This window comes from Koromonas humicola, from assembly GCF_059726255.1.
Map to the genome: position 1 here is coordinate 1,345,394 of NZ_AP040873.1, position 20,777 is coordinate 1,366,170.

The 20,777-nt window shown below is 55.4% G+C and carries 22 protein-coding genes; 14 read left to right on the forward strand and 8 right to left on the reverse strand.

What is annotated here, in order from left to right; all coding sequences use genetic code 11:
* Positions 1–61: 61 nt before the first annotated feature.
* Complete coding sequence (locus AC6IZD_RS05825; protein WP_497786743.1) at positions 62–1,858, forward strand: acyl-CoA dehydrogenase FadE; 1,797 nt, start codon at positions 62–64, stop codon at positions 1,856–1,858.
* An 89-nt stretch (positions 1,859–1,947) separates the two neighbouring features.
* Here AC6IZD_RS05825 and AC6IZD_RS05830 read toward each other — a convergent pair whose 3' ends face one another.
* Both AC6IZD_RS05830 and AC6IZD_RS05835 read right to left on the reverse strand, forming a co-directional pair.
* Positions 1,948–2,100, reverse strand: coding sequence for a hypothetical protein (locus AC6IZD_RS05830; RefSeq protein WP_497786744.1), 153 nt, complete (start codon positions 2,098–2,100; stop codon positions 1,948–1,950).
* Positions 2,101–2,300: 200 nt separating this feature from the next.
* Positions 2,301–2,900 (reverse strand): hypothetical protein, encoded by a 600-nt coding sequence (locus tag AC6IZD_RS05835; RefSeq protein ID WP_497786745.1) that lies wholly within the window; start codon positions 2,898–2,900, stop codon positions 2,301–2,303.
* Positions 2,901–3,104: 204 nt separating this feature from the next.
* Here AC6IZD_RS05835 and AC6IZD_RS05840 point away from each other — a divergent pair, with 204 nt between their 5' ends.
* The 3 genes from AC6IZD_RS05840 (at position 3,105) to AC6IZD_RS05850 (ending at position 6,084) form a co-directional block, all read left to right on the forward strand.
* Positions 3,105–4,514 (forward strand): N-acetylmuramoyl-L-alanine amidase, encoded by a 1,410-nt coding sequence (locus AC6IZD_RS05840; protein WP_497786746.1) that lies wholly within the window; start codon positions 3,105–3,107, stop codon positions 4,512–4,514.
* Entirely contained in the window at positions 4,511–5,098 is a 588-nt protein-coding gene (locus AC6IZD_RS05845) for a GerMN domain-containing protein (RefSeq protein ID WP_497786747.1), read from the forward strand. The genes AC6IZD_RS05840 and AC6IZD_RS05845 overlap by 4 nt, the downstream gene beginning before the upstream one ends.
* 113 nt (positions 5,099–5,211) lie before the next feature.
* Positions 5,212–6,084 carry a Tll0287-like and HAMP domain-containing protein gene (locus AC6IZD_RS05850; RefSeq protein ID WP_497786748.1) on the forward strand — a complete coding sequence of 291 codons (873 nt, stop codon included), beginning with the start codon at positions 5,212–5,214 and terminating at the stop codon, positions 6,082–6,084.
* Here the strand turns inward: AC6IZD_RS05850 and AC6IZD_RS05855 are convergent.
* Entirely contained in the window at positions 6,081–7,223 is a 1,143-nt protein-coding gene (locus tag AC6IZD_RS05855) for a serine/threonine-protein kinase (protein ID WP_497786749.1), read from the reverse strand. The two genes, AC6IZD_RS05850 and AC6IZD_RS05855, sit on opposite strands and share 4 nt — an antisense overlap.
* Before the next feature lie 148 nt (positions 7,224–7,371).
* Between AC6IZD_RS05855 and AC6IZD_RS05860 the strand changes: the two genes are divergently transcribed.
* The 4 genes from AC6IZD_RS05860 to AC6IZD_RS05875 all read left to right on the forward strand — a co-directional run bounded on the left by AC6IZD_RS05860 (position 7,372) and on the right by AC6IZD_RS05875 (position 11,662).
* Positions 7,372–9,534 (forward strand): M28 family metallopeptidase, encoded by a 2,163-nt coding sequence (locus tag AC6IZD_RS05860; RefSeq protein ID WP_497786750.1) that lies wholly within the window; start codon positions 7,372–7,374, stop codon positions 9,532–9,534.
* A gap of 98 nt (positions 9,535–9,632) precedes the next feature.
* Complete coding sequence (locus tag AC6IZD_RS05865; protein ID WP_497786751.1) at positions 9,633–10,937, forward strand: dicarboxylate/amino acid:cation symporter; 1,305 nt, start codon at positions 9,633–9,635, stop codon at positions 10,935–10,937.
* A 48-nt stretch (positions 10,938–10,985) separates the two neighbouring features.
* Positions 10,986–11,351 carry a hypothetical protein gene (locus tag AC6IZD_RS05870; protein WP_497786752.1) on the forward strand — a complete coding sequence of 122 codons (366 nt, stop codon included), beginning with the start codon at positions 10,986–10,988 and terminating at the stop codon, positions 11,349–11,351.
* A gap of 119 nt (positions 11,352–11,470) precedes the next feature.
* Positions 11,471–11,662 carry a hypothetical protein gene (locus tag AC6IZD_RS05875; protein WP_497786753.1) on the forward strand — a complete coding sequence of 64 codons (192 nt, stop codon included), beginning with the start codon at positions 11,471–11,473 and terminating at the stop codon, positions 11,660–11,662.
* A gap of 66 nt (positions 11,663–11,728) precedes the next feature.
* Here the strand turns inward: AC6IZD_RS05875 and thiC are convergent, their stop codons facing one another.
* Complete coding sequence (gene thiC / locus AC6IZD_RS05880; protein ID WP_497786754.1) at positions 11,729–13,210, reverse strand: phosphomethylpyrimidine synthase ThiC; 1,482 nt, start codon at positions 13,208–13,210, stop codon at positions 11,729–11,731.
* A 231-nt stretch (positions 13,211–13,441) separates the two neighbouring features.
* Between thiC and AC6IZD_RS05885 the strand changes: the two genes are divergently transcribed.
* The 5 genes from AC6IZD_RS05885 to AC6IZD_RS05905 all read left to right on the forward strand — a co-directional run bounded on the left by AC6IZD_RS05885 (position 13,442) and on the right by AC6IZD_RS05905 (position 16,223).
* Positions 13,442–13,888: a cytochrome c maturation protein CcmE gene (locus tag AC6IZD_RS05885; RefSeq protein ID WP_497786755.1), complete on the forward strand. Its 447-nt coding sequence runs from the start codon at positions 13,442–13,444 to the stop codon at positions 13,886–13,888.
* A 73-nt stretch (positions 13,889–13,961) separates the two neighbouring features.
* Entirely contained in the window at positions 13,962–14,711 is a 750-nt protein-coding gene (locus AC6IZD_RS05890; protein ID WP_497786756.1) for an ABC transporter ATP-binding protein, read from the forward strand.
* Positions 14,708–15,394 (forward strand): heme exporter protein CcmB, encoded by a 687-nt coding sequence (locus AC6IZD_RS05895; protein ID WP_497786757.1) that lies wholly within the window; start codon positions 14,708–14,710, stop codon positions 15,392–15,394. Before AC6IZD_RS05890 ends, AC6IZD_RS05895 begins: the two co-directional genes overlap by 4 nt.
* The gene (gene ccsA / locus AC6IZD_RS05900) at positions 15,391–16,089 is read left to right on the forward strand and encodes a cytochrome c biogenesis protein CcsA (protein WP_497786758.1); all 699 of its coding nucleotides are present in this window, start codon (positions 15,391–15,393) and stop codon (positions 16,087–16,089) included. Before AC6IZD_RS05895 ends, ccsA begins: the two co-directional genes overlap by 4 nt.
* Entirely contained in the window at positions 16,086–16,223 is a 138-nt protein-coding gene (locus AC6IZD_RS05905; protein ID WP_497786759.1) for a CcmD family protein, read from the forward strand. The genes ccsA and AC6IZD_RS05905 overlap by 4 nt, the downstream gene beginning before the upstream one ends.
* Before the next feature lie 119 nt (positions 16,224–16,342).
* Here the strand turns inward: AC6IZD_RS05905 and AC6IZD_RS05910 are convergent, their stop codons facing one another.
* Complete coding sequence (locus tag AC6IZD_RS05910; RefSeq protein WP_497786760.1) at positions 16,343–17,191, reverse strand: NAD(P)-dependent oxidoreductase; 849 nt, start codon at positions 17,189–17,191, stop codon at positions 16,343–16,345.
* A 191-nt stretch (positions 17,192–17,382) separates the two neighbouring features.
* Here AC6IZD_RS05910 and AC6IZD_RS05915 point away from each other — a divergent pair, with 191 nt between their 5' ends.
* The gene (locus AC6IZD_RS05915; RefSeq protein WP_497786761.1) at positions 17,383–18,201 is read left to right on the forward strand and encodes an MBL fold metallo-hydrolase; all 819 of its coding nucleotides are present in this window, start codon (positions 17,383–17,385) and stop codon (positions 18,199–18,201) included.
* A 3-nt stretch (positions 18,202–18,204) separates the two neighbouring features.
* On the opposite strand, the gene AC6IZD_RS05920 is transcribed toward AC6IZD_RS05915, so the two are convergent.
* From AC6IZD_RS05920 to AC6IZD_RS05930, 3 genes are read right to left on the reverse strand one after another with little or no spacing between them, the layout of a single operon-like run.
* Positions 18,205–19,560, reverse strand: coding sequence for a glycerate kinase type-2 family protein (locus AC6IZD_RS05920; protein WP_497786762.1), 1,356 nt, complete (start codon positions 19,558–19,560; stop codon positions 18,205–18,207).
* Entirely contained in the window at positions 19,560–20,234 is a 675-nt protein-coding gene (locus tag AC6IZD_RS05925) for an alpha/beta hydrolase (RefSeq protein WP_497786763.1), read from the reverse strand. Before AC6IZD_RS05925 ends, AC6IZD_RS05920 begins: the two co-directional genes overlap by 1 nt.
* Positions 20,231–20,773, reverse strand: coding sequence for a hypothetical protein (locus AC6IZD_RS05930; RefSeq protein WP_497786764.1), 543 nt, complete (start codon positions 20,771–20,773; stop codon positions 20,231–20,233). The genes AC6IZD_RS05925 and AC6IZD_RS05930 overlap by 4 nt, the downstream gene beginning before the upstream one ends.
* Between the last annotated feature and the right edge of the window lie 4 nt (positions 20,774–20,777).

The window sequence follows — 20,777 nt, forward strand, 5'->3', positions numbered from 1 at the left end:
TCGATTCGGACGAACGCGCGCGGGTGCTCCCCGCGCGCCTTTCAAGATATCTGGAGGAAGAATGGCAACGACTGTGACCCCGGCGCAAAAGAAAGTTGTAGGCGGAAACTTCCTGATCGAGGAAACCAATTCCAAGGAAGTTTTCACTCCTGAAGACTTTAACGAACAGCACAAATTGATTGAGCAGACCACGGAGGACTTCGCGGTTCAGGAGATTCTGCCCAACGTAGATCGCATCGAGAAGAAAGACTTCGCCTTCAGCCGTGAGTTGCTGAAGAAGGCCGCCGATCTTGGATTGACGAGTGTCGATATTTCAGAAGAATACGGCGGCACTGAGATGGACAAGGTATCCTCGGCCATCATTGCCGACCGTATCGCAAAGTGCGGCTCCTTCGCTGTAACGTTCAGTGCTCACGTTGGCATAGGTACGCTCCCGATTGTGTGGTTTGGAACAGAAGATCAGAAGAAACGCTACCTGCCCTTGCTTGCCAGCGGAGAATGGGTTGGCGCGTACGCACTGTCAGAGAGCAGCTCCGGTTCTGACGCCATGCACGCCCGCACAAAAGCTGTACTCTCTGAGGATGGAAAGCATTACATACTCAATGGCGAGAAGATGTGGATCACCAACGCGTCGTTCGCGGACCTGTACGTGATCTTCGCCAAGGTTGACGGTGAGAAGTTCACTGCATTCTTGGTCGAGCGCACATTCCCGGGTTTCAGCGTTGGACCGGAAGAACACAAACTCGGCATTCGTGGATCTTCGACCTGTCCGCTGATTCTGAACGATTGCAAGGTTCCGGTAGAGAATGTTCTTGGCGAACTCGGCAAAGGCGCGACGATTGCGTTCAATATCCTGAACGTAGGGCGCTTCAAGCTGGGAGCTGCGGCCGTGGGGGGTGCGCGCACGTGCCTCGCGAACTCCATCAAGTGGGCCAAAGAGCGCAAAGCCTTCGGCAAGTCGATTGGCGATTTCGGCATGGTTCGCGAAATGCTTGCTGACATCGCAATCGGAATCTACGCAGGCGAGGCGCTGGTGTACCGCACGGTGGGCATGATGGACGCCGCCACGGCAGACATTCCGAAAGGCTCGCCGGATGAGTCGAAGCTCATTCGCAAGGCCATTGAGGAGTACGCTGTCGAGTGCTCAATCATCAAGGTTTGGGCTTCGGAGATGTTCGACAAAGTAGTCGATAACCAAGTTCAGATATTTGGTGGGTACGGCTTTGTTGAGGAGTATCCTGCCGAGCGGGCCTATCGCGACTCGCGTGTGAACCGCATCTTCGAAGGCACGAACGAGATCAATCGCCTTATCATCACTGGATGGTTGTTGAAGCGCGCCATGAGCGGTCAGCTTCCGCTGCTTCCGGCGATTAAGAAGCTGATGGATGAGATCATGTCTGGCCTGAGCTTTGCCGAAGAAGATACTCGCAAACTCGCAGCCCAGCGCAAGATGATCGAGAACGCGAAGAAGATTGGCCTCATGGTGGCCGGTGCTGCTTCACAGAAGTACATGCAGCAGATCACTGATCATCAGGAAGTGATGGGAGCCATTGCCGACATCGTAATCGAGATCTACGCAATGGATTCCGTCTTGGCCCGCACCTTGAAGCTGATGGAATCACAAGGCGAGGAAGCTTGCGGTGTAGCGCTGGCGATGATGGATGTTTATCTCCAATCCGCTTTTGCCCGCGTAGAAGCTGCAGCAAAGAAAGCTCTCGCCGATGTTGCTGATGGTGACATGCTGCGCACTCAGATGACGATCCTTCGCCGTCTGGTGAAAATAGACCCGGTGAACGTGATTGCGGCTCGCGAAAAGGTTGCGGCTCGCGTGCTGGATGCAGGGAAGTACGCGCTATAGCCGGTTGCAAATAGCAAAGGCGAGGCATCAAGCCTCGCCTTTTTGTGCACAAACCGTTGCGGTATGAAATGAACCACTGCGCTTTTCAGCTACGCCACGTGAAGCGAATTTTGGACTGCATCGAACATGCGCTCCATTTGCTCCAAGGCGAAGGCACCCATCGTGCGACGCGTGCGCTTGGCTTCATACATCGAGAACACCCAAACGGCCACGCACAGTGCACCAACTGTCACGCGATTCATGGTAGAGCCCTCTGTTTTATTCTTGCCTTGTTAGATGGTCATCGTGCCTGTACGGATACTTTCCTATACCAACTTATATCGTCGCAATGTTGAACGTGCAAGATGCTGTCGAGGAATGACAATATGCGATTCTGCCGTTTGAGGATGCTGACATTGTCTCGCGAGAAATCATGATCCGCATGGCTGTCATGAGCCAATGTTTACGCGCCCGGAATTGATGGTGCAGGATGCTGCTGCGGTACAAACTTGTTCAACTTCAACACGGCGTCTTTCAAATGCGCACGTTCCAATTCTCCGGTTTTCGGATCTGCGAGACGCGTGTTGATCCACGCCACAGCGGCACGCGGAGAGACATGCGGAGATGTGGGGGTGAGGTCGGTCACCACCAGATCGCCATTTTGTTCCTGAACGCGGAAGCTGACGCGATCACTGAAATTGGCCTCGGTGTATCCATCAAGTTCCTGGTAATAGCCGACGGCTTGATACTTCACGCCAACGTTTTCAGAAGGAGTTTCCTGCGGCTCAATATCAAAGCGAGTCACTATCACTACCCGCGTGTATTCGGGATTGGCGCGCAAAGAGGTAAATGGTCTCAGTCGATCCCACCCCTTCGGTTGAAGGCGTGCGCCTTCGAAGTCCACTCGGCAGAAGTTCGACAGCAATATCTTCTGTCCGGCAAACAGATCCGCGAAGGTGCGGCCGCGCAGTTTGACTCCGGCCTGAGAATTCGGTCCATACTGAGCCAGAGCACTGGCCGCCAAGAGCGAGAGAACGATGAGAGTAAGAACTTTTCGACGCATATGTAGAGGAAACTCCGATTCCAGCGTAAAACGGCCAGCCCACTAAGAGCAAACGTCACTTTAGGATAAGCATGTCTCGCGTTTGCTTTTCTGAGCCTCTGTTGCTCCACAATCCACAGGAACCACGAAGGTAGCGGGAGAGCTATCTCCAGCGAAGGAGCTTTTGTCGTAGGATAAGTCCGAGAACCCTGCCCGCGAATCCGCATGGTGAAAGAGCATTCCATTTTCGTTCGTGTCTCGACTCTGCTGCTTGTTTTGCTGGCCATCGGCTTTGCTGCCGAACCCCGCAGGGTCAGTGTTTATGCGCCGCAGACCAGCTACCAGATCGACATTCTGGTGCGCGATGGCATTGATTACGTCGGGGTCACCGACTTGCTTGAGCCCCTGGGCCGCTTGGAGTCGCGTGTCAGCGGCAAGAGCCTGAAGCTGAACTTCAATGGCACGGAGTCCGAATTTCAGGATGGCAAACGGCAATTCCGTGCTCGGGCGAGTTTTCGCGATCTGCCCGGAAACTTCCTTCTAGTCGATGGTCGCGGGTATGTTCCTGCCGGAGCGCTTGCTCAGCTGATTCCGGCGATCACAGGCCAGGGTGCGGACTTTCATTCTGCTTCTCGCCGGCTTTTCGTTGGATCAACGGAGGTGCGCTTCTCTGCGGAACTTCGTCACTCGCCATCTAGGCTGGTGTTGACCTTTCCTGCCCCAGTGAATCCATCCAGCCTGATCGAGAATGGAAGAGTGCGGCTGCTGTTCCGACGGGAGCCCGTTGTGAGCAGCGGCGCTGAGAATGTCAGTTACAACGACCCTTTCGTGCGCAGTACGAGCTTCGCGGAAGTCCCTGGTGGAGCTGAGTTCATCGCCAACATCCAGCACCCGGCCACGGTTTTCACCAGTGACGGCGGGCACACCGTAACGATTGCTGCCGTGCAGGGCTCCAACCCGCAAAGTTCATCGACTCCGCCAACAGTCCAGCAGCCCTCGGCGATGAATCAAGAGCAGAATCGTGTGGCCACCGCCCGCGTGCGTCCGTTCGTCATTCTCGACGCAGCGCATGGCGGATACGAGACTGGGTCGGTATTCTCTCCAACTCTCACCGAAAAAGCAGTAAACCTGGCCATCGCACGTCGTCTTCAGCGCGAACTCGATGCTAAAGGCGTTCCCGTCGTGCTCACGCGCATCGCGGATAACCTGCTCACTTGGGATCAACGAGCAGTTTCGGCCAACACCTCGCACTCTACGCTGTATGTGGCTCTGCACTCGTCTTCCAGTGGGCACGGAATTCGTGTGTACACGTCCATGGTCCCTCCGGCTCAGCCGGGCCAAACTAGCCATAGCTTCCTGCCGTGGGAATCGGCGCAATCTCCGTATCTCGCCCAATCGAGCGTCGCTGCATCAGGAATTGCCGTGGATTGCGCGGCAATCGGATTTCCTGTTCGCACCTCCGCAGCTCCGCTTCGTCCGCTGAATTCCGTCACGATCGCGGCCGTTGCCGTGGAAGTCGCGCCTTCAGGAAGCTCGGTGGATGAACTCGGGACGCCGGAGTATCAGCAGAAGGTTGCTGCCGCACTGGCCTCGGCGATTGCAAACCTGCGTAGCAAGCTGGAGGTCGCACAATGATCTCTCGCAAGCTGCAGTATGTAGTCGCTTTCCTCGTGGTCGCCATCCTTGCGATGGGGTTTTATTTGGTACATCTGAAGCGCAAGGCTGAGTCGATGGGAGGTACTCCGGTCGCAGAGTCTCTTACGCCTCCGGTGAGTGGTCCTGCCGAGGAACTAACGCTCTACCTCGCAAACGATGATGACAACTCGCTCCGTCCGACCACGATTTCTTCTGCTCTCCCGCAGGATCCGGGCGAGCGTGGACGTCTGGCGCTGCATGCGCTGATTAGTCGATACCTGCAGAAGGACTCGAAGCACCCACTCGGTGCGGGAGCAGATGTGCACGACGTGTTCTTTCCCGACCGCGCCTCAGCCGTCGTGAATTTGAACGCAGCCTTCGCGAATACGCATCGCAGCGGAGTCGAAGTCGAGCAGTTGACGATCTTTTCAATGGTGCGAACACTCAAAGCTCAGTTGCCACAGGTTACGCGAGTACGTTTCGTAGTGGACGGGAAGACGCGCGAGACTCTCGCCGGGCACATTGACTTGGCGAATTGGATTGACGTGGCTCTCGTGACCGAAGCCTCCAAAGACTTGAAGTAATCCCGCTGTCGGCTCCTGTAAGCATCCTGCTGAAACTCCCACCGCATCGCACCGTGCCATGCACGTACCCTCGTGACCCTGTCGCTAATCTAAAGCTCAACCAGGAGGCCGCCATGAAACTGATGCTCAAGTTCAACCTGCTACTCGTGGCCCTAATGGCGATTGGCCTATTCGCGGTTTCATATGTAGCGCGTTCGTTTCTGGTTGAGAATGCAAAGGCGCAGGTGCTAAAGCAAGCAGAGTTGATGATGGAGAGTGCGAGTTCCACCCGACAATACACAACCGAAGAACTCAAACCGCTGCTGCAACAGAGCGCGGCGCATAGAAGGACGTTCCTGCCCCAGACAGTGCCCGCATATGGCGCTACGGTGACTTTTGCACGGCTTCGCAAGAAGTTTCCCGAATACACCTACAAAGAAGCGTCACTGAATCCAACCAATCTCGAGGACCGGGCTGCCGAGTGGGAAAGCGACATCATTCAGCATTTTCGGAACAATGCTAATGCGAAGGAACTTGTGGGCGAGCGTTTGACGCCCACAGGGAAATCCCTATTTCTGGCGCATCCGATTTCTGTACAGCCAAGCTGCCTGGAGTGTCACAGCGTGCCATCGGCGGCGCCTCGTGCAATGGTGGCCAAGTACGGTGCGAACAATGGATTCGGCTGGAACCTGAATGAGGTCATCGCGGCACAGATCGTTTCTCTTCCTACAGAACTGCCAATGAAGATTGCGACCAAGGCTTACGGCACGCTGTTGTGGACGTTGACTTCCACGTTTGCCGCCATTCTGCTCGCCATCAATCTCGTACTCTACTTCATCATCATCAAGCCCGTGCGCAGGCTTTCGCGAGTGGCAGACGAGGTAAGCCTTGGTCAGACGGAGCCGGGAGAACTTCCAGTTCGTGGCAAAGATGAAATCGCAGAACTGACGGCGGCGTTCAATCGTCTGTTTGTCACTGTCTCAAAAGCGCTGCGAATGCTCAGCTAAAACTCGCTCGCACGCAAGTGCCCCTTCACTGAATTGAGGAACTTTCGCCTTGCCTCGGGAGAGTCGATTTCCTTTGCAACGAGATCGCACAACTCATGAAGGTCGTGTGCGCTACTTGAGGCGCGCTTCACCAGCACATTTGCAATCGGTCCAACGTGACTTGCCAGATGTTTCGCGATTTCGTGTAACACTTCCGGTTGATGCACAGAGGTTTGGTTCGACCCTGTTTGATTTGATCCTGCTGGACTGTGTGGCCGTATTGGCGTTCCTGGCGTGTTCTCAATTGGATTAGATCGCGTGACGAACAAACGTGATGAGTCTTCGGGTGCCGCAGCATCGAGTGCTTCACGAAAGTCGGCGGCAGTCTGCCAGCGGTACTTGCTATCTTTTGCAAGCGCCTTCATCACTGCGGATGATAACTGCTCAGACACACGAGGGTTGATCTGCCTTGGTGCGGTCGGATGCAGTTGCAGATGATTGGCGATGATCTGGGCATAACTCGTGCCGTTAATTGGCAGCTGTCCGGTGATCATTTCGTAGAGTGTGACACCCAATGCATATAGATCAGATCGCGCGTCGGCAGGCTCACCTGTAATCTGCTCGGGAGAGATGTAATGCATTGATCCCACCACTCCTCCTGCGCACGTCAGTCTCGTGTCAGGTGCACTGAGCGCCAGTCCGAAGTCGAGAAGTTTGATTCGTAGCGAAGGCGTCACCATGATGTTTGAGGGCTTGATGTCCCGATGTATTACGCCCTGTGCGTGCGCGTACTCCAGCGCATCCAGTATCTGCCGTGCGAAATCCAACGCCTGCTGCAGATTGATGCCATGGATCATGCGGCTGCTGAGGTCCGCACCATCCACGAATTCCATCACCATGACGAGTTGGCCTTCGTGATAGAAGGCCGTGTGAAGTTGAGCAATGTTGGGATGATTGAGATTTGCAACGACGCGAATTTCGCGGCTGAAGCGCTCGAGCAGTTCCTCGTTTTCTCCTGATGCGGACGCGAGTATCTTCAGCGCCTCAATGCGGCCCGTGATAAGGTGCCGCGCGCGGAAAACTCTCCCCATGCCTCCGTGTCCGAGCAGACTGACGATTTCATAAGAGCCGATTCGCGTGCCGGGAGTCCACGGAGACATCCAGATATACTAGCCCGAAGTGGGGCGAGCTATTCTCGATAGTCACGCGTTTTCCGGCCACTTACGTTTAAGAACGGGTGTTATCCTGCAACTCTCTGCAGAACGAACGTGGGGCTTCGGTTGGGCCCAAAAGGACAAGTCCGCGACAATGATTAAGACCTTCCGGGTAGGAGCGGTAGTTCTATTTCTGACCATCGTCTCTCTCGCGCAACAGGCAAGTTCTCCCGCGATCACCGGTTTCCGTGATTCTAGCGCCGAGCGCAAACTCGAACAGCGCTTTCTTTCTGTTCCTGAAACCAAACTTGCCCAGGAGCACTTGCAAGTCCTCACGCGAGTGCCGCACATTTCAGGATCGCCGGAAGATCGTGCGACTGCCGAATACGTTGCGAAGAAGTTCCGTGAGGCGGGGTTTGACACACGCATCGACACCTACAAAGTCTGGCTCAACTTGCCGCGGCAGATTGTTGTTGAGGCGACCGCCCCCGCCGGTCTCCAGATGCATGGCCCGACACGCGAGCACGTCGAAGGCGATCCATTTCAAGACGACCCTCGCGTTGTGATGCCTTTCAATGGCAGCTCGCCTTCCGGAGAAGTCGAGGCCGAAGTGGTTTATGCGAACTACGCCCGTCCTGAAGATTTTAAGAAGCTGAAGCAGATGGGCATCGACGTTCGAGGAAAGATTGTCATCGCTCGCTACGGTCAGAACTTTCGAGGAGTGAAGGCCCTCACCGCGCAGGAAGCCGGAGCCGCTGGACTCATCATCTACTCCGACCCGATTGATGATGGATATTTCCGCGGCGACGCGTACCCCAAGGGGCCATATCGTCCCGCAACAGGTGTTCAGCGCGGTTCGGTTCAATTCACATTCGAGTATCCCGGAGACGCCACTACGCCGGGAATTGCCGCGCTTCCTGATCTGCCGCCCTCTCAGCGAACTCCACCATCGCAGGCTGGCAATCTTCCTAAGATACCTGTGACACCTCTGTCCTATTCGGATGTCTCGCCATTGTTGCAGGTCCTGGGAGGTCCTGAGAGCCCGCGCGATTGGCAAGGCGCACTGCCATTCACGTACCATGTCGGCTCTGGCCCAGTTCGCGTTCACATGAAGCTCGTGCAGGAATACAGCTATACGACTATCTGGAATGTGATCGGAACAATCAAAGGAGTAACGCAACCCGACGCGATGGTGATTGCCGGGAATCATCGTGATGCATGGGTGTACGGTGCTGTCGATCCGAGCAGCGGCACCGCCGCAATGTTGGAAACAGTTCACGGCCTTGGTGAGTTGCTGAAAAGTGGCTGGCGTCCTCAGCGCACAATCGTTTTCGCCAGTTGGGATGCCGAGGAGCAAGGACTCATCGGTTCGACAGAGTACGCCGAGCAGTTCGCGGGGCCGCTGCAGAACGCGGTAGCGTATTTCAATATGGACGTGGGAGTAGCGGGACCGGATTTCGGTGCATCCAGTGTTCCCAGCCTGAAGCAGTTTATTCGCGAAATCACGCGTGATGTTCCAAGCCCGAAGGGCGGTACGGTGTATGACGTTTGGAAGGCGCAGACTGAAGCGGCTCGTCGGCGCAGAGAGACAGCCGATGTCGGATCATTCACCGAGCGGCGCGGGGATGCTGATCGAGGTGATGTTCATGTCGGCGACCTCGGCAGTGGCTCCGACTATTCTGCTTTCATCCAGCACTTAGGTGTGCCTTCGTCCGACATTGGGTCAAGTGGCCCTTACGGTGTGTACCACTCCGTGTTCGACAACTATGCATGGTTCACAAAGTTTGCCGACCCCACTTTCGTGTATGAACAGGAGATGGCTCGCATCTTCGGACTTGAAGTGCTGCGCATGGCTCAGGCTGATGTACTCCCGCTCGACTACGAGCCTTACGGTGTGGAAGTCCGCAAGCACCTGGAGAATGCCCAGCGTCGGGCACAGGACCTTGGGTGGAAAGGTCAGCCGGATTTCGCACCATCGCTCAAAGCCGCAGATCGTTTGATCGCAGCCGCGCGCTACGTCCGCCCCTTTACACTCACGGCATCCAGCGCTGATGTTTCGCAGATCAACGCTGCGCTACTCAACGCCGAGCACGCGATGCTTGGGAAGGGATTGCCTCATCGATCTTGGTTTCGTCACACTATCTATGCGCCTGGCGAATACACGGGATATGCGGCTGTCGTGCTTCCTCGTGTAAATGAAGCTATGGATCGCAACGATGCCGCAGGTGCTGCAGAGGGATTGATCGAGATAACTTCAGCTTTGGATCGCGCTGCTACCGTTCTGGAGTCCGTTCTAAATACCCGTTTCCCGCAGTAGTCACAAACGAATGTGACGAGGATCGCTCGCTTTTGTGCTTAGGAAATGGTACTTATCCTGAACGTTTTTGTGATTTTCAACGGGGGAGCTTCGAGCTCATGGGGAAGACAAGCGGGAAAGCGTTCTACAAGAACCTGTATTTCCAGGTGCTGGTCGCTATTGCGATCGGTATTATCCTGGGATATCTCAATCCAAACGCTGGCGCCGCCATGAAGCCCTTTGGGGATGGCTTCATAAAGCTGATAAAAATGATGATCGCCCCGATCATCTTCTGCACAGTCGTGCTGGGAATTTCCGGCATGGAAGATATGAAGTCAGTGGGCAAGACCGGCGCACTGGCAATCCTGTACTTCGAAATTCTGAGCACCATCTCGTTGGTGATCGGACTCGTCATCGTTGACATGGTGCACCCTGGCACAGGGATGAACGTAAATCCGCTGAGCTTGGATTCAAAGGCCGTGGCCGCCTACACCGGTCCCGGCAAATTGCAGACAACTACTGGATTCTTACTTGACGTAATACCGGACACGATTGTCGGCGCTTTCGCAAAAGGTGAGATTCTTCAAGTACTGTTCTTCGCGATCCTCTTCGGATTTGCGCTGCACATGATCGGCGGCAAGGGCCGCATAATCCACGACGTCATCGACCAGTTCTCGAAGGTGCTGTTCCGAATCGTCGGCATTATCATGCGCGTGGCTCCGCTCGGCGCGTTTGGTGCAATGGCGTTTACCATCGGCAAGTACGGCATGGGAACGCTCTTCCAACTTGGAAAGCTAATGGCATGCTTCTATTCAACGTGCCTGATCTTCATCTTCGTCGTACTGGGGCTTGTTGCGTGGATGCATGGTTTCAGCATTTGGAAGTATTTGAAGTTCATTCGTGAAGAGCTATTCATCGTGCTCGGCACTTCGTCTTCCGAAGCCGCTTTGCCCCGCATGATGCTCAAGATGGAAAGCGTAGGCGTGCACAAGTCTGTTGTGGGCCTGGTTATTCCTGCCGGATATTCCTTCAACCTCGACGGCACTTCCATTTATCTAACAATGGCGGCTATGTTCATTGCTCAGGCGACGAACTGCCATCTATCGCTCGGGCAGCAAATAGGATTATTAGCCGTGTTGATGTTGACCTCCAAGGGTGCTGCAGGCGTGACCGGTAGCGGCTTCATTGTGTTGGCCGCAACTTTGTCTGCAACCGGTTCGGTTCCGGTCGCGGGCGTAGCTCTGATTCTTGGAATCGACCGCTTCATGAGCGAAGCTCGTGCACTTACGAACTTGATAGGCAATGGTGTAGCCACGATCGTCGTTGGACATTGGTGCAAGAGCCTGGACGAAGTGAAGATGCGCCATGTTCTGCACGACGGAGCTTCGGCTGAGATCGAAGAGCCGGAGACGGTCAGCGCATAGAAACTCTCCTGAAGGTAGTCTGGCCCCGAATTCGTTTGGAAAGAGAAGATGAGAGGCAACAAGACTCGTTATACCTTCGTGATCGAATTTCTTGGTGGTACGTATGTCCATCAGGTTTCAGCGGAATCCCCAGAGCTGGCGTTGCGTGCATGCTTACGCAACGCCAGCTCCGATACCGAATGGACGGCGTATCGGCAAGCCCTCCTAGAAGCCACAAGCGACCAACCTCTTGAGCCGGTAGATGGCTGCCGAAACGTCTGGTGCGTCTCAGGTATAGCTGGAGATTATCTGTATCTCATTCACATCATCGCCACCGCTACAGGCTCCTCGCAGGGAACGCTTTTGGCTGAGAAGCAAGCTGAGCACGCTGGTGCAGGGCCAAGGCGCTGGAGCGGCTGGGGTGACCGCTGGTAACCCTTACTGTCAACCTTAGGTATCATCTGTGCTCATTACATAAGGGCTAATACCGATTCAAATCAAACTCGTGTGCATTGAGAATGCGGGTGAGGGAATTTGTTGACATGTTCCGAGAAATGAATCGTTTTGTTGCTGCGCACGACCGTTACATCGCGCTCGACGATGCCCGAACCCAGTGCACTAGCCCCGAGCAGCGGGAATTGATGCACATTGAAATTCTTGAAGCCTACCTGGAAGTTCAGATGCGCGCTCGCCGCATTGCCGGCCTGCAATCAGCAGAGCTAGGCTCCTGCATGAATCCCAACTAATTCGTCGCCGCATAAGAAAAGGCCGTGCATTCCGCATGCACGGCCTTCGTAGTTCTGAACCTAGATCTACTTCGGCGTAACTAGCTTCACCAGCCCAGAGTAGTCCTTCTTCTCCAGTCCATGAACCTGCTTGTTGTACTCGTCCACCTTGGATGAGTAATTCATTGAGCAGAATTTCGGACCGCACATCGAGCAGAATGAAGCTTCCTTGTAGAACTTGTCCGGAAGCGTCTCGTCATGCATCGTGCGTGCTGTCTCAGGATCAAGTGAGAGCTCAAACTGCTTCTCCCAATCAAACGTGTAGCGCGCATGGCTGAGTGCGTCGTCGCGATCTTGAACCCCGGGACGGTGGCGGGCGAGGTCAGCCGCGTGAGCCGCAATTTTGTAGGCGATAATGCCGTCCTTCACGTCCTTCTCGTTCGGCAATCCGAGATGCTCTTTTGGTGTCACATAGCAGAGCATTGCAGCCCCGTACCAGCCAATCATCGCGGCGCCGATCGCCGATGTGATGTGGTCGTATCCCGGAGCGATATCTGTGACGAGCGGTCCAAGCGTGTAGAACGGCGCTCCGTCGCACAACTCCACTTCCTTGTCCACCTGCTCCTTGATCTTGTCGATCGGCACGTGACCGGGGCCTTCGATCATCACCTGAACATCGTGTTTCCACGCGATGCGCGTCAACTCGCCAAGAGTCTTCAACTCTGCAAACTGTGCCTCGTCGCTTGCATCGGCAATGCACCCGGGTCGTAATCCATCGCCCAGAGAGAATGCAACGTCATACTTTGCCATGATCTTGCAGATGTCTTCGAAGCAGTCGTAGAGGAAGTTCTGCTTGTGATGATGTGCCATCCACTGTGCCAAAATGGCTCCGCCGCGACTCACAATGCCCGTGATGCGTGAGGCAACCAGAGGCAGGTACTGGACGAGGACTCCAGAGTGGATCGTCATGTAATCGACGCCCTGCGCTGCCTGTTCTTCAATCACTTCCAGCATCAGCGACGCCGTCAGATCCTCAATGCGTTTCACGCGTGCGACGGCCTCGTAAATCGGCACGGTCCCCATCGGTACGGGACAATGCCTCAACAGCGTCTCGCGAATACCGTGGATGTCGCCGCCGGTGGAGAGGTCCATCATGGTGTCGGCGCCATAGTGCACGGAGGTATGCAGCTTCTTTAGCTCTTCCTGAACGTTGGACGTGACCGCCGAGTTTCCGATGTTGGCATTGATCTTGCAAAGCGAGTCCACGCCAATGCACATCGGTTCGAGTTCAGGATGGTTGATGTTGGCGGGGATGATCATCTTTCCCTCGGCAACCTTGGTGCGCACCAGTTCCGGCGAGATCTTTTCGCGCTCCGCCACGAACAGCATCTCTTCCGTGATCTGGCCTTTGCGCGCATAGTGCATCTGGGTCATGTTGGTGTCGCCACTGCGGGCCGCTTCTTCGCGGCGTCGCGCAATCCACTGCTCTCGGATCTTCGGAATACCCTCCGAGATTTCGTGTGGCGAGATGCTGCTGGTATTGCCGTTTGATCCGTTGCTTCCGCTCATTGCTGCAACCCCTTCCTGCTTGAATAACGGCCATTATACGATGCCATTGTGTGCTGCATTCCCCCGGGCTATTTTCTGAGTCGTGGGCCTACTCAGGCGCATCGAAAACAACGGGTTCTTGTGTTTGTCCCATTGTCTTGACCCATGGTACTCGCTGAAGTACGCTCTTAGCACTGGGGAAGGGATGGCAGTTCTGTCTCTGTTGCTTTGCTGCTTTCCTTTGGGTGGAAAATGAACAAATATGTGAAGTTTGGTGTGCCGATATTGCTCATCGTGGCCGGACTCGCCTACTTGGCCTTCACTGGCGTTCAGGAGAGCAAAAGCTACTACGTCACCATCAAGGAAATGACCGAAATGGGCAACGGCGCATACAGCAAACGTCTTCGCGTCGCAGGCAACGTACAGCCCGGTTCGATTCGCCGCCAAGGTACTCACGTCGAGTTCGTACTCGCCGAGCAGGGGCGCACCTTGAATGTCGTTTATTCGGGCACAGAAGCTCCTCCTGACACTTTCAAAGACAATTCACAGGCATTAGCCGAAGGATCCTACGGGCGCGATGGCGTTTTCCACGCAAAGCAATTGCAGGCGAAGTGCGCCTCCAAGTACGCACCCGCGCAGAATGGAGCACAGGGAGGGGCAGAGAAAGCACAAGCCTCGGCTCCCTCCATGGCGCAGTAGAGCGAGCGACGGCGGGTGATGCCCGCACGTATGCGCAAATTTCCGGAGAGGACGCGTTACACTCGCATAACGTGTGACTGATACGATCCAACCGCAACCTGCAGTTTCCGTTCACGATGTAGTTCGCCATTTCGGACGCTTTGCCGCGCTACGCGGCATCACCGCTGATTTCGCTCCCGGCAGACTCTATGTGCTTCTTGGTGAGAATGGCGCAGGGAAGAGCACTCTTCTTCGCGTAATCGCCGGCCTTCTGGCTCCCTCGCGTGGCACTGTCCGCGTCCTCGGTTCCGAAAACATCCGCTCTGTGGCTCCCCGCTTCGGGTATATGGGGCATGCCCCGTTGCTCTACGACGAGATGTCTGCGCTCGAGAATCTTGAATATTTTGCGGCCCTCTACGGCATTACCGATCGTGCCCGCTGCGAAGATGCGATCCGAACGGTTGGACTCGACCCCACGTTGGAGCGTCGAGTAGGGCAGTATTCGCAAGGAATGCGTCAGCGGATCTCGCTGGCCCGTGCTATCGTGCATGGTCCCGAATTGCTCTTCCTGGATGAGCCTTTTTCGAATGTCGATGTGCGTTCAGCGAAACAGATGACGACATTGCTGGCCAGAATGCGCGACGCCGGAACGACCATTTTTGTTGTGACCCATCAGGCAGCTCTCATGGAGCCAGTCGCCGACGAGTGTCTTGTGCTCGATGCCGGACGATTGATTGCCCGTGAGCAGGGTATCCCCGCGCGTTTGCTGACGCCCTATCTTGCCGAAGAACGTGCCGCGCTGCGAAGTAACTTCGTTCACGACAGCTTGGAGGCGAAACAATGACTTCAGCTCCTGGCATCTGGTCCATAACCCGCCGCTCGCTGATCAAGGATCTGCGGCTGGAGTGGCGTTCCAAGGACGCAATTAACAGCATGTTGTTCTTTGCGCTGCTTGTGGTGGTTATCTTCAGTTTTGGGTTCGATCCTACGGCGGAAGAGTCGCGCAAGATCGCTGGTGGCTTGCTGTGGGTGGCAATTCTGTTTGCTACGGTTGTTGCTCTCAACCAGACCTGGACCCGTGAACTCCGCAACCAGGTACTCGATGCTTACCGCCTCTCACCAGCTCCAGCGCAAGCACTATTCCTCTCCAAGACCATTGGAAATTTCATCTTTGTCTCAGTTCTTGAGGTGCTGATGGTGCCGCTGTTTGTCGTGTTTTACAACCTTCGATCCATCGGACCTGCATGGCAGTTGGCCGTCGTTGCTTTGCTGGCCACGTGGGCGCTGGTTGTAAACGGAACGTTTTTCGCCGCGCTTTCCATTCGCACCCGCAGCCGCGAAATCATGCTGCCATTGATTCTGTTCCCCATTTCCATTCCCGCTCTGTTGGCGATGGTTGACGCGACCACATCGATTCTCACTGGCGAGAACTCGCCCATTTTCTGGATGCGTCTGCTGGCGGTGTATGACATTGTGTTCACCACCGTCTGCCTCATCCTTTTCGAGCCGGTACTAAACGCGGAATGAACACACTATTCAAAGTTCTCGCAGTGCTCACAATTGCGCTTCTTGCCTATGGGTTCGTGCAGGCCATGTACGTTGCTCCAACCGAAGCGACGATGGGCGATGTGCAGCGAATCTTCTACTATCATTTGCCCTCGGCATGGGTCGCCTTCCTGTTGTTCTTCGTGAATTTTCTCGCCTCTACGTGGTACCTCATCCGCCGCACTCAGAAGGCTGATGCTCTTGCATTGGCCTCGGCTGAGGTGGGCGTTTCCTTCTGCACCATCGTGCTGCTGACCGGTCCCATTTGGGCCCGACCGATCTGGGGAATCTGGTGGACGTGGGATGCGCGACTGACTAGCACGCTCGTTCTGTGGCTCATCTACGTCAGCTATCTTGTGTTGCGCCACTATGCCACGGGAGGTCAGATTCAGGTACTGGCCGCCGCCCTCGGAATATTCGGATTTGTCGATGTACCGATCGTGTACATGGCCATCCGCTGGTTCCGCACGCAGCACCCACAACCCGTGATTGGTGGAGGGCAAGGCTCAGGTCTGCATCCTGCGATGTGGGTTGCAGTTCTTTGGAATCTAGCTGCCTTCGCCATGTTGGCATTGATGTTTGTCTGGATTCGCTATCGCCAGGCGCTGGAAGAACAGGCACTTGAAGAAGCACATGCCCAGGCATCGCTTGACTTTGAAACGGAGGGCTCACGATGAACAGCGCCGCGAATAACGTCTACCTCTACGCCGCGTATGTTGTCGTCTGGACTGTTCACGTACTGTATGCGTTCACTCTAGTTGCGCGCAACAGGCGCATGAAACGAGAAGCGCGCGAACTAAAGCAGCAATAGCTCTCAGCGATAACTTTTTAGCGGACGTCTGTAACAGTCACGCCCGCATCTAGGCCGACCAACGCACAAATGGAAAAGCCCCGGACCTGCTCCGGGGCTTCGTGCTTAACAAAGCTCAACTAGAGTTGTTTGACTGTCTCAACCGTCACGGCGTAATCTTCGTTCGCGTGACCGGCATCGACGGCCTTCTGATACACCTTCTCGATTTCTTTCAGCGCAGGCAATTGCAGATTTTGCTGTTTTGCCGCGTCCATCATGAGATGAATATCTTTCAACATCAGCCGCAGCGGGAAGTTTGGCGACCAATCGTTCTTCAACACAAAGCTCGCCTTGTAGTCTGTGACGCCACTCTTGATCATCGATGAATTGATCAGATCGATCAGCTTTTCCGGAGGCACGCCAAGCTTGCCTGTAAGTGCCAGCGCCTCAGCAAAGCCTTCGAAGATGGATGCAATCATCAGATTCATGCCGATCTTGGCGCTTTCACCCGCGCCGGTCTCGCCGACTCGGATCACTTTTTTCCCGAGTGCCATGAAGAGCGGATCGAGTTTCTGAACCACTGCTTCCGGTCCGCCGACGATGAATAGAAGCTGAGCGTTCTCGGCGCCGATCTTCGATCCTGTCACGGGCGCATCGACGAATTCCGCACCCTTCGCTCGAACTCGGGCTGCAAAGTCCAGCGTTGCCTGTGGTGCGATTGTGCTGGAATCGATCACCGTAACTCCGGGGCGCAATACCGACTCAATACCTTGCGCTCCGAACAGCACGCTTTCCACCGCCTTGGTGTCTGCCACACAAATCCAGATGACCTCCGCATTCTTGGCGGCCTCTGCCGGAGAGGCTGCAACTCGCGCGCCGTCCACCGTCTTCGGCGTCCTGTTCCACACAGTTACGTCGTGGCCAGCCTTCACCAGGTTCACAGCCATCGGACGTCCCATGATTCCTAATCCCAAGTACGCAATCTTCACCAGACTTCCTCGCTTTCCACTGAGTAAACTCTGATTAAATGACAGCTGAGCCAATTGTTGCAACCCCGAGCAGGTATGAACGATGATTGCAATCGTTGGAGGCCGAAATTGCGTCCAATATGATTGGGATGCTCAACATCAGTATCAGCAGGAAAGCCGGGCAACTCCGAAAGCTCGTTCAGCACTCCGCGATGGCGAAGCGCACCGGGCGCACGTACCATCCTGTTCTGGCGTCGCCGGGGCAGATGGGCGTGACTTTCATTGGTCATTCATCGTTTTTCCTGCAAGTAGGCGCCATCAAAGTCGTCGTCGATCCCATATTTGCGCCATGGCTCTTTGTCTTGAAACGTCTGCGCCGCCCGGGGCTCCGCATTCAGGATTTGCCGCCTCTCGACGCCGTGCTTGTAACTCACGCGCATTTCGATCATCTGCACCGGCCATCGCTGCGCGCCATTGCACGTTCAAGCCGCATTAAGCGTGGTCACGCGCCACTCTTAATTGTTCCCGAGAATGTAAGTGACCTTGTCTACGACCTCGGCTTTGATCGCACAATCGAGCTGAAATGGTGGGAGGATCTGGAGATTTCCGGCACGCAAATCACGGCAACACCTTCGCAGCATTGGGGTGCGCGCGTCATTCGCGACATGCACCGCGGATACGGCGGGTACGTGCTCGATGACGGGAAGCACTCGATCTACCACTCAGGTGACACGGCTTACTTCGAGGGCTTCCGCGAGATCGGGCAACGATTGAATCCCGAGGTGGCACTGCTTCCGATCGGAGCGTATTACCCTGACAGCTTCCGCGCCGTGCACACGAGCCCAGAGGACGCCTTGCGCGCATTCGTCGATATGAAGGCGCAATACATGATTCCCATGCACTTCGGAACGTTCAAGCTTTCGCAAGAGCCGCTCGATGAACCTGTGAAAAGACTGATCGCCGGCGCTCTCGAACTCGGTGTCGAAGAGCGTGTGCACGTACTCGAAGAAGGTGTTCCTGAGTTCTTCTAAAACTTACCAGGCCAGCAACACGCGAATATCTCGCACGTTCGTTCCCGTGTATCCGGTCATGATGGTATCGCCTATGTCGGAAAAGAACGGAAAAGCATCGAACCGGGCGAGAGCATCCTTCGGACTTAAGCCTTTTTCGGCTGCGCGCTCGAGCGTCGTACCATCGACAACTGCACCTGCGGCCGGACTGTTTCCGTCGATTCCATCCGTACCGGCGCTCAGGATTGCAATGTTCTCGCCTTTGATCCGCTCGGCGCAGTAAAGCGCAAATTGCTGATTTCGCCCTCCAGCGCCGGGTTTTCCTTCTACCGTCACCGTGACTTCACCGCCTGAGATGAGGCATACGCGGGAAACGCCTTTGCGTAACTCCCGCACACGATCGAGCAGGTAGTCTGCTGCTTTGCGGTAATCCCAGTCATCGCATGTGTTGTCGATCTGAATGGCGAAGCCCTTCATGGCGGCGTGTTCCACTGCCGCTTTTTGTGCTGACACATTGGAGAGGATAGGCCACCAGCGCGCACGCTCAAAAAGAGGATCGCCCGCTTTAGGAGTCTCTTCCAGGCTCCGCGTTTCTAACAACGTTCTCACGCTTTCCGGCAACTGAGGCATCAAATTGTAGCGCTCGACGATCTCGTAACATTGCTCCACCGTGCTGGTGTCTGGCATTGTAGGCCCGCTGGCCAATGAATCGAGCGCGTTATCCGGAACATCCGAAATCAGGATCGAGAGCTGATGCGCGGGTGACGCGGCCAATGCTAAGCGGCCGCCCTTGACCGCGGAGATGTGTTTGCGGACTGCATTGATCATTGCGATTGGCGCGCCCGAATGCACAAGCGTCCGATAGGTCTGAACCAAGTCGTCGTAACTTATGTCATCACTGATCGGCTTTTCGACGATTGCCGATCCGCCTCCGCTGATCAGGTAAATGATAAGTGAGCGGCCGTTCAGCGATTCCAGCGAGCGCAGAATCGCCTCTGCTGCTCGCAAGGATTCATGGTTCGGCATCGGATGCCCGCCCTCGAAGTAGCGGAATCCAAAGACCTGTGATGCGGGAGATGTCGGGGCGCACACAATGCCCGTGGCTCCGACTCCGGGACCAAGCCGCGACATGAGGGCTTCGAGACTGCTGTGTGCTGCTTTTCCGAACGAAACCACGAACACGCGGGAGAACGTCCCTAAATCGTACAGGTCCTCGCCCACTCTCAAAATGCCGCGTTCATAATGGATGTTGCGGGTGAATCCCCGTTCAATACTGCTCTCATCCAATGCGTGCTGAAATATTTCGCGTGCAACGGTGCGCATTTCGAGCGCCGTGCTCATGGTCTGGGAGCCCTTGTCGGACGCAGTCATGCGGGGCATTATACGGCAGGCATTGGCCTTGGCCCTATAGCTTCTCGCACCCAAGAGGTAAGTTCTGTGCGCATTTGATCCAGATGGCCGGCGAAGAAATGATCCGCATCCGGAACCATCACCAACCGTTTGGGTTCCGCAGCCGCCTTAAATATCTGCTCCAATCGGGATTGAGGGGCGTACTGATCATTTGCGCCGCTCAGTAAGAGCTTGGGCAGTTGGCTAGCTTGTAAAGTTTCGTACGTGTACTCCCGTCCATCGGCGTTCACGGGAATTCCCAGCCCGACCAGCGCCTGGACGTCGCCATAATCGACTGCCGCACGTAATCCGACGGCCGCTCCGAATGAGAATCCGGCAAAGATAATGGGGAGGGAATAGCGCTGTCTCACATAGTCGAGCGCAACCCGAACGTCGTTGACTTCGCCTCCACCATAATCGTGCTCGCCACCGCTTGTACCGACTCCGCGAAAATTGAAACGAAGCACAGGAAAGCCAAACGAATTCAAGGCCTTCATCGCATGGAAAACGACCTTGTTGTGCATGGTTCCGCCAAAGAGCGGATGCGGATGCGCCACAACGCACGCATACTGCGCGTTTGGCAATCCGAAATTCAGCAGTGCTTCGAGTTTTCCAGCTTCGCCTTCGAGGTAGAAGGATTCAATGCTGCCGTGCCGCGAAGTCATTCGCGGCCCTTTAGCTTGATGGAATCCAGCACAGCCAACCCCGTCTTTCCTTCGCGTGATGTCAATGGCAGATTCGTGTGGCACGTTGCCAGCAGCAGCGTCCGGCCATTAGAAATGAACCGCACAAACCAGTTGTCGCCTTCTTCATCGCGGAAACGCGCGCTGGCTCTCTGTTTCGAGGATTCCCGCTGTTGCAGGCCCTTGGCGATTGGAGCCGTTTCCAGGAAGTGCTGCAGGTAGTCCCGTGCATCCAGCGACTTCACATCTGCGTTGCGTTGATAAGCTGTCAGAATGACCGAGGTTTCGCTTGCTTCGGATTCAACCTGCAGGTCGTCATTTGTTTGCCGCAATGTCCAGAACGTCGGCACTGCAACGCTCACATGCCCACGCGGCACAATGTAGGTTCCTGGATGAAAGCCATTCTTGCTGGTTTTAGAGCTCTTGGTTGTGGTGGAGGCCGGAGAGGACTTCCGGGCTACTGATTTCGTTGCCGCTTTCTTGGTTGCGGTCTTCTTGGTGCTCTTCGTTTTCGTGGGCATGTTC